Raw genomic sequence first — 12,751 nt, 5'->3', positions numbered from 1 at the left:
ACCCGGGACCGCTCCGGCACGAATTGACGGTGATCAAGACTCGGACCGTCGAACCCCTCTAACCTTTATGGTTCCGTTGCCGGCCATACCAGGCCTTCAGCAACGCCAGCAACCTGAAGGTTTACATGACCCCCACCGCTGCCACGCATCCCGAGGTAACGTTTGAAGCACCGGCCGCCAAAGACCGACCGTTCCCCGATCCGATTGCCCCCGACCAGCCGCTGCCGTCGCGCAAGATCATCCGCGGCTGGCTGATTCCGCTGGGCCAGCGCAGCACACCGCGCGCGCTGATGCTGTTTGCCTTTGATTATCTGCTGTTCGCGGCCACGCTGGCCGGCATCGTGCTGGCGCCGCACTGGGCCGCCAAGCTGGGCCTGGGCGCACTGGCCGGGCTGATCATCGCGCGGCTGTTCATCATCGGCCATGACGCCTGCCACCAGAGCCTGACGCCGCGCCGCGGCCTGAACAAGTGGCTGGGCCGACTGACCTTCCTGCCGTCGCTCACGCCTTACAGCCTGTGGGAAGTCGGCCACAACGTCGTGCACCACGGCTACACCAACCTGAAGGGCTTCGACTTCGTCTGGGCGCCCTATTCGCTCGAAGAATTCCAGGCGCTGCCGCGCTGGCGCCGCATGATGGAGCGCATCTACCGCAATGGCTTCGGCGCCGGGCTGTACTACCTGATCGAGATCTGGTGGTTCAAGCTGTTCTTCCCGAGCAAGCGCCAGATGGCGACGCGCCGGCCCATCTTCATGGCCGACTGCACGCTCGTGGCTGCCTTCGGCGCCGCGTGGATCGGCGCGCTGGTGTGGGCCGCACTGGCCACGGATCAATCGGCCTGGATGATGGTCGGCGCTGGTTTCGTGCTGCCTTTCCTGGTCTGGAACCTGACGGTCGGCTTCGTGCTGTACGTCCACCACACCCACACCAGCGTGGCGTGGTACGACACCAAGGCCATGTGGGCCAAGGCCCAGCCCTTTGTCTCGACCACCGTGCACTTGCGATTCCGCCACGGCATCGGCGCGGCGCTGCACCACATCATGGAACACACCGCGCACCACGTGGACATGAGCGTGCCGCTGTACCGCCTGAAGCGAGCGCAGGCGCTGCTCGAACATGCGCTGCCGGGCCGCATCATCATCGAGAATTTCTCGTGGCGCTGGTACTTCCGGACCGCGCGCCGTTGCAAGCTGTACGACTTCAAGGCCCTGTGCTGGACCGATTTCCGCGGCCGCCGCACCAGCGAGCAGTCGCCGGTTCCCGCCTGACAGGGCACATTTTCCCGGCGGTGGACGATCCCCGCCGGCGCCGCTATAATCGCGGCTTCCATTGGGGAGTAGCCGCCCTGCTCTCACCGCTCCGCGCAATGCGGAACCCGGCAGACAGGGGCGTACGTCAACAGACTTGACCGCTTGCGGTTATGGCGTGCGCAGCTCCGGACTGGCTGGCCACAGGCCCAGCCCGATCCAAGGCCTGGCGAGACCGATGACCATACCTTTCTGGCCGGGCCGGGAAAGGTGTGCGTCATTGGCATCTCGCGATGCATTGCGGCCCGGTTACTCACATAACAACATGGAAGCCTTCCTCGTCTCCACAGGCATCGTCGCGCTCGCTGAAATGGGCGACAAGACGCAGCTGCTCTCGCTTGTCCTGGCCGCGCGCTACCGCAAGCCGCTCCCCATCATCCTTGGCATCCTGATTGCCACGCTGGTCAACCACGGCTTTGCCGGGGCGCTGGGCGGCTGGATCACGCACGTGCTCGGCGAAACGCTGCTGCGCTGGATCCTGGGCCTGGGCTTCATCGCCATGGCCGGCTGGATGCTGATCCCCGACAAGTTCGACGACGAGGAAAACGCCAAGCCGGTGAAAGGCACGGTCGGCATCCTGCTCGCCACCATCGTCGCGTTCTTCTTTGCCGAGATGGGCGACAAGACCCAGATCGCCACGATCGCGCTGGCCGCCCGCTTCAACGGCGCGGTGCTCGCCGTGGTGGCCGGCACCACGTTCGGCATGATGCTGGCCAATGCGCCGGCCGTGCTGCTCGGCGACAAGTTCGCCAACAAGATGCCGATCGGCCTGGTGCACAAGATCGCCGCATGCATCTTCCTGGTGCTGGGCGTGCTTGCGCTGCTGAATATCGGCGGCTGACCACCGCAAGAGACGCGTCAGAGCATCCGGGCCGCGAAGCCTGGATGCCCTGCCTGCGGCGCGCGCGATCACCGGCCCTGCCGGCTACGCGCTGCCGGCGGTGTGGGATAATCACGGGTTCTGCCCAGGGCGCAGCTCAAGAGGTTGTACGCACGGGCGCGCGAGGGGCTCCTATTCCCGTGGCCCCGCATCCTTTCTGCGATTTAGATTCCACAACCCCACAATGCCCGCATACCGTTCCAAGACTTCCACCGCCGGCCGCAACATGGCTGGGGCCCGCTCCCTGTGGCGCGCCACCGGCATGAAAGACGACGACTTCAACAAGCCGATCATCGCGGTGGTGAACTCGTTCACCCAGTTCGTACCCGGCCACGTCCACCTGAAGGACCTGGGCCAGCTGGTCGCGCGCGAGATCGAGGCTGCCGGTGGCGTGGCCAAGGAATTCAACACGATTGCCGTCGATGACGGCATCGCCATGGGCCACGACGGCATGCTGTATTCGCTGCCGAGCCGCGACATCATCGCCGACTCCGTCGAGTACATGGTCAACGCGCACTGCGCCGACGCCATGGTCTGCATCTCGAACTGCGACAAGATCACCCCGGGCATGCTGATGGCCGCGATGCGCCTGAACATTCCGGTGATCTTCGTTTCCGGCGGCCCCATGGAAGCCGGCAAGACGCGCCTGGCCAACCCTGTCACCAAGGCCGTCGAATTCAAGAAGCTCGACCTCGTCGACGCCATGGTGATCGCGGCCGATCCGGCCTATTCCGACGCCGACGTGGCCGAGGTGGAGCGTTCCGCCTGCCCGACCTGCGGTTCGTGCTCGGGCATGTTCACGGCCAACTCGATGAACTGCCTGACCGAGGCGCTGGGCCTGTCGCTGCCCGGCAACGGCACGGTGGTTGCCACGCACGCCGACCGCGAGCAGCTGTTCAAGCGCGCCGGCAGCCGCATCGTCGAACTGGCCCGCCAGTACTACGAGCAGGAAGACGCGCGCGTGCTGCCGCGCTCGGTCGGCTTCAAGGCCTTCGAGAATGCGATGACGCTGGACATCGCCATGGGCGGCTCGACCAACACCATCCTGCACCTGCTGGCGATTGCGCAGGAAGCCGGCATCGATTTCTCGATGGACGACATTGACCGCCTGTCGCGCGTCGTGCCTCAGCTGTGCAAGGTCGCACCGAACACCAACAAGTACCACATCGAAGACGTGCACCGCGCGGGCGGCATCATGGCCATCCTGGGCGAACTCGAGCGTGCCGGCAAGCTGCACACCGATGTGCCGACCGTGCACGCCCCGACGCTCGGCGATGCGCTGAACCAGTGGGACATCGTCCGCACGCAGGACGACGCCGTCCGCAACTTCTACATGGCCGGCCCGGCCGGCATCCCGACGCAGGTCGCGTTCAGCCAGAATACGCGCTGGCCGAGCCTGGACCTGGATCGCGCCGAGGGTTGCATCCGCTCGTACGAGCATGCGTTCTCGAAGGAAGGCGGCCTGGCCGTGCTGCGCGGCAATATCGCGGTGGACGGCTGCGTGGTGAAGACCGCTGGTGTGGACGAGAGCATCCTGGTGTTCGAAGGCAATGCCCACGTCACGGAATCGCAGGACGAGGCCGTCGAGAACGTCCTCAATGACAAGGTCAAGGCCGGCGACGTGGTGATCGTGCGCTACGAAGGCCCGAAGGGCGGCCCCGGCATGCAGGAAATGCTCTACCCGACCAGCTACATCAAGTCCAAGGGCCTGGGCAAGGCCTGCGCGCTGCTGACCGATGGCCGCTTCTCGGGTGGCACCTCGGGCTTGTCGATCGGCCACTGCTCGCCGGAAGCCGCAGCCGGCGGCGCGATCGGCCTGGTGCGCGACGGCGACAGGATCCGCATCGACATCCCTAACCGCACCATCGACGTGCTGGTCTCCGACGAAGAGCTCGCACGCCGCCGCGAAGAGCAGAACGCCAAGGGCTGGAAGCCCGCCAAGGCGCGTCCGCGCAAGGTGTCGGCGGCGCTCAAGGCGTATGCCAAGCTGGTCATGTCGGCGGACAAGGGCGCGGTGCGGGATCTGTCGTTGCTGGATGACTGATCTTGCCATGGGCCTGACGCCCGCCTGAAATGCGAGCCGCTCTTCGGAGCGGCTTTTTTTTTGGTTCAACGATGAATTGCGGGCGTCGTTCTTGGCATGCGCTGCTGTTTCGCCGGCGTAGCCGGCGAGTCACTTTTGTCTCGCGACAAAAGTAACCAAAAACGCGTTTTCGTGGTCGACCGCGGTGTCGAGCGAAAAACGCATGCCGACGCTGCCCAGCGTGCCGGCGATTGCCGAGACGTTTCCGGGACACGAGGTGGATACCTGGAACGGACTGGTCGGGCCCGCGCGGATGCCGCCGGAAATCGTCGAGCGCATCGCCACCGAAGGGAAGAAGATCATCGCCGATCCGGATTTCCGGGCGCGGCTCGAGAAGGCGGGGATTGTTCCGTTGAACGAGGCGCGCGAGGCGTTTGCGCAGAGGATTCAGCGGGACCGGGCCAAGTGGAAGCCGGTGATCGAGGCGGCGGGGATCCAGCCGGAGTAGCCGCTGGATTCCGGCTTCCGCATGGGCTGATTTGCCGGTGCCAGCCCCCTCATTGGTTCCGATGACGCGGCGCATCGAACCAGCTTGTACCCTTGACGGGCAACACGAAACAACCAGGGGTTCCACGACAGGCCGCATCCGGCATGCCGGCCCCATGTCGGCTGCGGCGAGGGGCCATCATGAAAAATGCCATCGGCTTCGCCATTGCCTGCTGGTTGTCGGGTGCAATCCTCCTTCTGACGGATTCCACGGCCGCAATCGCCTTGAGCGGCGCGGTGGCACTGGCAGGTCTGGATCTCTTTATTCCCTAGAGAGCATCCCGCTCAAAGCACAAAAAAAAACGGAGCCGAAGCTCCGTCTAAACCCTCGCCGGTCCGGTACTGACGGCCGCCAGACTGCGCGGCCTCCGAACCGTCGATCACCGATGCTCAGTGTTCATGGGCCGCTCGCCGGCGAGCCCTCATGCTGGAAAACAATCAGTTGGTCGTCTTGGCGCCGCCTTCAAACCACTGTCCCAGCAGCGCGCGTTCGTCGTCCGTAATCTGCGTCACATTGCCCAGCGGCATGGCCTTCTGCTGGACCGCCTGCTGGTAGATCAGCTGGGCGTGCGCCTTGATCTCGTCGGCGGAGTCGAGCTTGATGCCCTTGGCCGCGGTCGGCATCATCTTCGGCGCTTCGGCGTGGCACTGCACGCAACGCGTATTGATGACTTCCTGGACCTTCGTGAAGCTCACCGCAGTGGCTGCCGCTTCCGCACCGCCATTGCTCGCCACCACCGGACGCGGTTGCGGCGCGATCAGCACGGCCACCAAGCCGAGCGCGGCCACGCCGGCCGCAGGCCACAGCACATTGATCTTGCCCTTGTGCTTCAGGATGAAGAACTGGCGGATCAGCACGCCGGCCAGCATGATCAGGATCAGCACCAGCCAGTTGTTCTTGGCGGCGTAGGTCATGCTGTAGTGGTTCGACAGCATGGCGAACAGCACCGGCAGCGTGAAGTAGGTGTTGTGCACGCTGCGCTGCTTGCCGCGCTTGCCGTGGATCGGGTCCACCGGCTGGCCGGCCTTGAGTGCCGCCACCACCTTGCGCTGGCCCGGGATGATCCACACCAGCACGTTGGCGCTCATGATCGTCGCCACCATCGCGCCGGTCAGCAGGAACGCCGCGCGGCCCGAGAAGATGTGGCAGGCGACGAAGGCCGCGGCCATGATGTAGACCGCCACCAGAATGCCGACGAGACGGTCGTTCTTGCCGAACAGGCGGCAGATGCTGTCATAGACGATCCAGCCGATCAGCAGGTACGACACCGCAAAGCCCACCGCCGCGCCAGGCGACATGTCGAATACGTTCTTGTCGATCAGGAACGTGCTGGCGTTGAACAGGTACAGCACCACCAGCAGCGCGAAGCCGCTCATCCAGGTCGAATACGACTCCCAGTAGAACCAGTGCAGGTTCTCGGGCAGTGACTTGGGTGCGGTCAGGTATTTCTGCGGGTTGTAGAAGCCGCCGCCGTGCACGGCCCACAGTTCGCCGTCCACGCCCTTGTCCTTCAGGTCGGTGGCGAGCGGCTTGGTCAGGCTGTTGTCCAGCCAGACGAAATAGAACGAGGAACCGATCCATGCAATGGCGGTGATGACGTGCACCCACCGCAGCAGCATATTGGCCCAGTCGAGGATATAGCCTTCCATGTCTTGTCTCCTGTTTCCCTAGACCACCGATCAGCTGCCACGGTAGGTCGAGTACGACCACGGCGAAACCAGGAGCGGCACATGGTAATGCGCGTTGGTGTCGGCAATGCCGAAACGCAGCGGCACCACGTTCAGGAACGCGGGCTCGGGCAGCTTCACGCCTTGCGCGCGGAAGTAGTCGCCGGCGGCGAATTCCAGCTCGTACTCGCCAACGGCCAGGTCGGCGCCTTCCAGCAGCGGCTGGTCGCAACGGCCGTCGTGGTTGGTCACCACGGTTTTCAGCGTTTCGCGGCGATTGTCGACAATTTTATGGAGAGTAATCGACATGCCTTGCCCCGGGGTGCCGGCGGCGGTGTCGAGTACATGGGTGGTCAAGCGTCCCATCGTATTGGTCCTTGTGCGATTGGGTTGTGAGGGGCGCCGCTGCCTTCACTAGCACCATATGTGGGGTATGGTGCCCGCTCGGTACGTCATGTAACGCATCCCGGCGCTGGGTTGGTGCGTGGCGACAATGCGCCTGCCCCCACCCGGTTGACAACTGGGGACTAACCCTTAGTTGTCGAAAACCTGATTCGGTTTTGTTGACAATATTGAATGCTTAACCAAATAATTGTCAACAATTTTCGGATCGCCGCTTACTGACAGCCGGGATTTCCGGCACCGCAGACGGTGGTCCCGCAGTGGGTCCCGGCCCGCTGTTTCCGTCCTACCGCTTGGTGCCAAGATGTCCAAGAGCCTGAAGCTGATTGCCGGTGTCGCCGACGCCACCCTGACCGAACAGAAATCCGAGAAACCCGCACGCAAGGGTTCGGTCGAGGAGCGCATGTACCACGAGATCTACGACGCGATCATGGAGCACCGGCTGCCGCCGCGCACCAAGCTGACCGAGCATTCGCTTTGCGAGATCTATGCCACGGCACGCCACACGGTCCGCAAGGTGCTGTCGCACCTGGCCACTGACGGCATGGTGGACCTGGAACCCAACCGCGGTGCCTTTATTGCCAGCCCGTCCACCGACGAGGCGCACGATATGTTCGAGCTGCGCCAGATGATGGAACGCGCCGTGCTAGACAAGCTCGCCGCCATGCCCGACGTGAAGACCGTGATCGCGCCGCTGCGCAAGATGGTGGCCAGCGAGCGCCAGGCCTTCCTCACGCACGACCGCCCTACCTGGATCCGCCTGTCGGCCGAGTTCCATACCGCGCTGGCCGAGTTGTCCGGCAACGCGTTGCTGGTCAACATGATGCGCCGGCTGGTCTCGCGCACCACGCTGATGATCGCCAGCGTGGAAGCGCCGGGCAACAACGCGTGCTCGTTCGACGAGCACGAGGAAATCCTCGATGCACTGGAACAGGGCGATGCCGCGCTGGCCCAGTCGCGCATGGCGCACCACCTCGGCGCCTGTGCCGACCGCGTACAGCCCGACGATCCGGGCGCCTTCGATCTTCGCAGCGTGCTGGGCCGCTCCACCTAGCACGGTGTTCCCGCCGGCATCACGCCGAACGAGGCCTGGCTGCGCCATCCATGACAGCGTCCTGAAGGACGCGGCGGAAGCGCTGTTCCATAAAGGAGGCCTTGGACGCCGGTGTTCCCATCAAACCCAAGGAGAGGAGACGCATCAATGACTTCCGCAAGCACCACGGTCCCCACGGACCTGACCAACGAGCGTCTGCCCTCCGGGCGCCTGCTCGCGCTCGGGCTGCAGCATGTGCTGGTGATGTATGCCGGCACCGTCGCCGTCCCCCTGATCGTCGGGGGCGCCCTGAAGCTGCCCAAGGACCAGCTCGCCTTCCTGATCAATGCCGACCTGTTCGCCGCGGGCCTGGCCACGCTGATCCAGGCAATCGGCTTCTGGAAGTTCGGTATCCGCCTGCCCGTGATGATGGGCGTGACCTTCGCCTCGGTGGCGCCCATGATCGCCATCGGCACCGACCCGAACATCGGCCTGCTCGGCATCTATGGTGCGGTGATTGCCTCAGGGGTGTTCGGCATCCTGATTGCGCCGATGATGGGCCGCATGCTCGGCCTGTTCCCGCCTGTGGTGACGGGCACGGTGATCACGCTGATCGGCGTGTCGCTGATGCGCGTGGGCATCAACTGGGCGGCCGGCGGCCAGCCCACCACGCGCGCCGTGATCGACGGCGTGGTGAAGGAAGTCCCGAACCTCGCCTACGGTGACCTGACCAATCTCGGCATCGCCGGGCTCACGCTTGCGATCATCCTGCTGCTGACCAAATTCGGCCGCGGCCTGGTGGCGAACTGCGCGGTGCTGCTCGGCATCATCGCCGGCACCTTCGTGGCCATGGCCATGGGCAAGGTGTCGTTCGAAGGCCTGAACGAAGCCAGCTTCGTCGCTGTCATCACGCCGCTGCACTTCGGCATCCCGACCTTCGAAATCAGCGCGATCCTGTCGATGTGCATCGTCATGCTGATCACGCTGGTGGAATCGACCGGCATGTTCCTGGCGCTGTCGGACATCACCGGCAAGAAGCTCAGCAACGAAGAACTGACCCGCGGCCTGCGCGCCGACGGCCTCGGCACGGTGATCGGCGGCCTGTTCAACACCTTCCCGTACACCTCGTTCTCGCAGAACGTCGGCCTGGTGACCGTCACCGGCGTGCGCTCGCGATATGTGGCGGCGGCCGGCGGCATCATCCTGATCGCGTTCGGCCTGTTCCCGAAGATGGCCCACGTGGTGGCCTCGGTGCCGCAGTTCGTGCTCGGCGGCGCCGGCATCGTGATGTTCGGCATGGTGGCCGCGACCGGCATCCGCATCCTGGGCAGCTGCGATTTCAACCGCAACCGCCACAACCTGTTCATCGTCGCCATCGCGATCGGCTTCGGCATGATCCCGACGCTGGCGCCGACGTTCTTCCAGTACCTGCCGAAGTGGACGGTGCCGTTCACCCACAGCGGGATCGTGCTCGGCACCATCGTTGCCGTGGCGCTGAACCTCTTCTACAACGGCATCCAGTCGCGTGAAGAAGCGATGCGCAGCGCCGCCGCGAACTCGCACGGCACGGAGTAATCGCAGTAACCGGGACCGCGGTCCCGGGCCGACCCTCCGCAAGGAAGGCCGGCCGGTTCCCTGAAGCAGAAACAAACCATGACCAAGCAGAACTATCCTCGCGATCTCATCGGCTACGGCGCCCGGCCGCCGCACGCCCGCTGGCCCGGCGGCGCGCGCGTCGCCCTGCAGTTCGTCCTCAACTACGAAGAGGGCGGCGAGAACTGCGTCCTGCACGGCGATGCCGCATCGGAGCAGTTCCTCTCCGAAATCGTCGGCGCCGCGGCCTACCCCGACCGCCATATGAGCATGGAGGGCATCTACGAATACGGCTCGCGCGCGGGTGCCTGGCGCATCCTGCGCGAGTTCGAGCGCCGCGGCCTGCCGCTGACCGTCTTCGGCGTGTCGATGGCACTGCAGCGCCATCCGGAACTCACGCGCGCGTTTGTCGAGCTGGGCCATGAGATCGCCTGCCACGGCTGGCGCTGGATCCACTACCAGAACATCGATGAAGCCACCGAGCGCGAGCATATGCGCATCGGCATGGAGATCATCAGGGAAATGACGGGCTCGATGCCGCTTGGCTGGTACACCGGCCGCGACAGCCCCAATACGCGCCGCCTGGTGGTGGAGCACGGCGGGCTGCTTTACGACTCGGACTACTACGGCGACGACCTGCCGTTCTGGACCGAAGTGGAAGTCACCGGCGGCGAGAAAAAGCCCCACCTGGTGGTGCCGTACACGCTCGACTCCAACGACATGCGCTTCGCCACGCCGCAAGGCTTCAATACCGGCGAACAGTTCTTCCAGTACCTGAAGGATTCGTTCGACGTGCTGTACGACGAAGGCGACCCAAGCGGGCTGGACCAGCCGAAGATGCTGTCGATCGGCATGCATTGCCGCCTGCTCGGCCGGCCGGGCCGCTTCCGCGCGCTGCAGCGCTTTCTCGACTATGTGCAGGGCCACGACAAGGTGTGGATCTGCCGGCGTGTCGATATCGCCCGCCACTGGGTCGAGACCCACCCCTACACTCCCCGCCATCAAGCATGAGCCAGACATACTCCATCGCCCAACTCAACGCCATGCCCACCGCCGAATTCGTGACGGTGCTGGGTGGCCTGTATGAACACTCGCCGTGGTTCGCGGAAACCGCCGCGGCGCAGCGCCCGTTCGCGAACGTGGCCGAGCTTGCCGGCGCCCTGCGCAAGGCCGTGGACGACGCCGGCACCGAGGCGCAGGTCAAGCTGGTGCGTGCCCACCCGGAGCTGGCCGGCAAGGCCGCAGTGCGTGGCGAGCTGACGGCCGAGTCCACGCGCGAGCAGAGCGGCGCGGGCCTGAACCTGTGCACACCCGAGGAATTCGAGCGCCTGCAGTCGCTCAACGCCAACTACAACCAGAAGTTCGGCTTCCCGTTCATCCTGGCCGTGCGCGGCTATGACCGCGCCGGCATCATCGACGAGTTTGCCCGCCGCATCGACAACACGCCCGACGTGGAGTTGCAAACTTGCATCAACCAGATCCATCGCATTGCGCAGTTCCGCCTTGACGACTTAGTATCCGGCTGAGCAAAAAAAGCAACACCTGTATAACAAAAACGCTGTACCCGATGCCGCCGGCACCCCGGCCCGCGATCTCGATGAATGCGGGCCCGTCAACCGAGCCCAGACCAGGCGGCACGAACAGAAGCGTAAAGACCAGAACAAGAACCCGACAGGGACCCAGTACACAACGTTCCAAGCAGGATAAAACCACGGAGGTCTTAAACATGCAGAAGCAGTACAAGCCGGCAATGAAGCTGGCGGCCGTAGCAGCTACCCTTCTTTCCGGCACGGCCATGGCCCAGTCCAGCGTGACGCTGTACGGCCAGGCCGACATGTTCGTCGGCGGCGTGAAGAGCCCGGGCGTCGGCGAGCGCGCCTGGGTCGCCAACTCGGGCGGGATGCAGACGTCCTACTGGGGCATCAAGGGCACTGAAGACCTGGGCGGTGGCACCAAGGCCGTATTCGACCTGAACGGCTTCTTCCGCACCGACAGCGGCAGCATGGGCCGCTTCAACGGCGACTCGATGTTCAGCCGCAATGCCTATGTCGGCCTGCAGAACGACAAGGCCGGCGCCGTCAAGCTGGGCCGCAACACCACGCCGTACTTTATCTCGACCATCCTGTTCAATCCGCTGGTCGACTCGTACGTGTTCTCGCCGGCAATCTTCCATACCTACTTCGGCGCTGCCAGCGGAGGCGTGGTCGACCCGGGCATCATCGGCGATTCGGGCTGGAACAACTCGATTCTGTACTCCACACCGAACTTCGGTGGCCTGACCGCGAACTTCATCTACGCCATGGGCGAGCAGCCGGGCGCAGGCGGCAAGAACAAGTGGGGCGGCAACCTGATGTACTTCAATGGCCCGTTCGCCGCCACCGTTGCCTACCAGCAGGTCCGGTTCGACAACGTGGCGACTGACCTGGCCAACGCCGGCCTTTCGCGCCAGGACGCGGCCCAGCTGGGCCTGTCGTATGACTTCAAGGTGGTCAAGCTGTTTGCCCAGGGCCAGTACATCAAGACCCGCGCCACCACGGCGCCGTCCGGCGACATCAAGCACGTCAACGGCCAGTTCGGCGCATCGGTGCCCATCGGCGCCGGCAGCCTGCTGGCTTCGTACGCCTACGACAAGACCGATAACTCGATCGGCGATTTCAAGCGCAATACCTTTGCGGTCGCCTACGATTACAACTTGTCCAAGCGCACTGACGTGTACGCGGCCTATTACTACGACAAGATCACCGGCATCGAGCACGGCGATACGTTTGGCGTGGGTGTGCGTCACAAGTTCTGACGCCCGCGCGTTCTGAAAGCAGCACTGAGCCCGCCATCCGGCGGGCTTTTTTGTTGCCGCGCCAGCATCACATCCTGCATTCGGCCAGCGCCGCCATGCTGCGGCGCAGCATTATCTGCCAAGCACCCGCGGATCGGCAGCCACTGCTCCATAGGCCGATTCAATTGGAAGCGGGGGGGCACGCTGCCTAGATTGATTGTCCGGACTACGAAAACCACAGCGAGACAGGTGACTCATGCGGCGATATGCGAAGACCCGTTCCGAACTGATGACCATCCTGAACCAGTGCCTGGATAACAACCCCGAATGCGGTGAATGTGAGCTTCACGCGGTGCGAATGCACCAGCCGGACCATACTGGCTGCAACTGGAGCGCGGAAGTGAATTTTCCGCAGGAGTATGTCGAGAACCTGGATAACCAGCTTGCAGCCGCCAGGTCGATCATCGTGGTCATGCGCGAGCAGTACAACGTACTGCAATAAAACCGGTGCGGCGCGATTTTGGCG

At 64.2% G+C, this 12,751-nt stretch carries 13 protein-coding genes and 1 riboswitch; of the genes, 11 read left to right on the top strand and 2 right to left on the bottom strand.

The window, feature by feature from the left end; genetic code table 11:
- Positions 1–125 precede the first annotated feature (125 nt).
- The 5 genes from ACIGJC_RS04830 to ACIGJC_RS04810 all read left to right on the top strand — a co-directional run bounded on the left by ACIGJC_RS04830 (position 126) and on the right by ACIGJC_RS04810 (position 5,029).
- Positions 126–1,268: a fatty acid desaturase gene (locus ACIGJC_RS04830; protein ID WP_483710886.1), complete on the top strand. Its 1,143-nt coding sequence runs from the start codon at positions 126–128 to the stop codon at positions 1,266–1,268.
- A 51-nt stretch (positions 1,269–1,319) separates the two neighbouring features.
- Positions 1,320–1,542, top strand: a riboswitch (yybP-ykoY riboswitch).
- Between the two features lie 30 nt (positions 1,543–1,572).
- On the top strand, positions 1,573–2,148 hold the full coding sequence (locus ACIGJC_RS04825; protein WP_483710885.1) for a TMEM165/GDT1 family protein: 576 nt from the start codon (positions 1,573–1,575) through the stop codon (positions 2,146–2,148).
- 223 nt (positions 2,149–2,371) lie between these two features.
- A complete protein-coding gene (ilvD, locus tag ACIGJC_RS04820) occupies positions 2,372–4,231 on the top strand; it encodes a dihydroxy-acid dehydratase (RefSeq protein WP_483710884.1) in 1,860 nt (619 codons plus the stop codon).
- A gap of 202 nt (positions 4,232–4,433) precedes the next feature.
- On the top strand, positions 4,434–4,718 hold the full coding sequence (locus ACIGJC_RS04815; RefSeq protein WP_483710883.1) for a Bug family tripartite tricarboxylate transporter substrate binding protein: 285 nt from the start codon (positions 4,434–4,436) through the stop codon (positions 4,716–4,718).
- 179 nt (positions 4,719–4,897) lie between these two features.
- Positions 4,898–5,029, top strand: a complete 132-nt coding sequence (locus ACIGJC_RS04810) for a hypothetical protein (protein WP_483710882.1) — start codon at positions 4,898–4,900, stop codon at positions 5,027–5,029.
- A 165-nt stretch (positions 5,030–5,194) separates the two neighbouring features.
- Here ACIGJC_RS04810 and ACIGJC_RS04805 read toward each other — a convergent pair whose 3' ends face one another.
- Both ACIGJC_RS04805 and uraH read right to left on the bottom strand, forming a co-directional pair.
- Positions 5,195–6,406: a urate hydroxylase PuuD gene (locus ACIGJC_RS04805; protein WP_483710881.1), complete on the bottom strand. Its 1,212-nt coding sequence runs from the start codon at positions 6,404–6,406 to the stop codon at positions 5,195–5,197.
- 30 nt (positions 6,407–6,436) lie between these two features.
- Positions 6,437–6,790, bottom strand: a complete 354-nt coding sequence (gene uraH / locus ACIGJC_RS04800; protein ID WP_483710880.1) for a hydroxyisourate hydrolase — start codon at positions 6,788–6,790, stop codon at positions 6,437–6,439.
- Between the two features lie 340 nt (positions 6,791–7,130).
- Between uraH and ACIGJC_RS04795 the strand changes: the two genes are divergently transcribed.
- From ACIGJC_RS04795 to ACIGJC_RS04770, 6 genes are all read left to right on the top strand, one after another.
- The gene (locus ACIGJC_RS04795) at positions 7,131–7,880 is read left to right on the top strand and encodes a GntR family transcriptional regulator (protein WP_483710879.1); all 750 of its coding nucleotides are present in this window, start codon (positions 7,131–7,133) and stop codon (positions 7,878–7,880) included.
- Between the two features lie 147 nt (positions 7,881–8,027).
- Positions 8,028–9,434: a nucleobase:cation symporter-2 family protein gene (locus ACIGJC_RS04790; RefSeq protein WP_483710878.1), complete on the top strand. Its 1,407-nt coding sequence runs from the start codon at positions 8,028–8,030 to the stop codon at positions 9,432–9,434.
- 78 nt (positions 9,435–9,512) lie between these two features.
- Positions 9,513–10,463, top strand: a complete 951-nt coding sequence (gene puuE, locus ACIGJC_RS04785; protein ID WP_483710877.1) for an allantoinase PuuE — start codon at positions 9,513–9,515, stop codon at positions 10,461–10,463.
- Positions 10,460–10,978, top strand: a complete 519-nt coding sequence (gene uraD, locus ACIGJC_RS04780) for a 2-oxo-4-hydroxy-4-carboxy-5-ureidoimidazoline decarboxylase (protein ID WP_483710876.1) — start codon at positions 10,460–10,462, stop codon at positions 10,976–10,978. The genes puuE and uraD overlap by 4 nt, the downstream gene beginning before the upstream one ends.
- Before the next feature lie 200 nt (positions 10,979–11,178).
- Positions 11,179–12,246: a porin gene (locus tag ACIGJC_RS04775; protein ID WP_483710875.1), complete on the top strand. Its 1,068-nt coding sequence runs from the start codon at positions 11,179–11,181 to the stop codon at positions 12,244–12,246.
- A gap of 235 nt (positions 12,247–12,481) precedes the next feature.
- Positions 12,482–12,727, top strand: a complete 246-nt coding sequence (locus tag ACIGJC_RS04770; protein WP_483710874.1) for a hypothetical protein — start codon at positions 12,482–12,484, stop codon at positions 12,725–12,727.
- Positions 12,728–12,751: the final 24 nt, after the last annotated feature.

This window comes from Cupriavidus sp. C3SS-1 (genome assembly GCF_057073755.1).
This window is presented reverse-complemented; position numbering and strand designations above follow the sequence as displayed.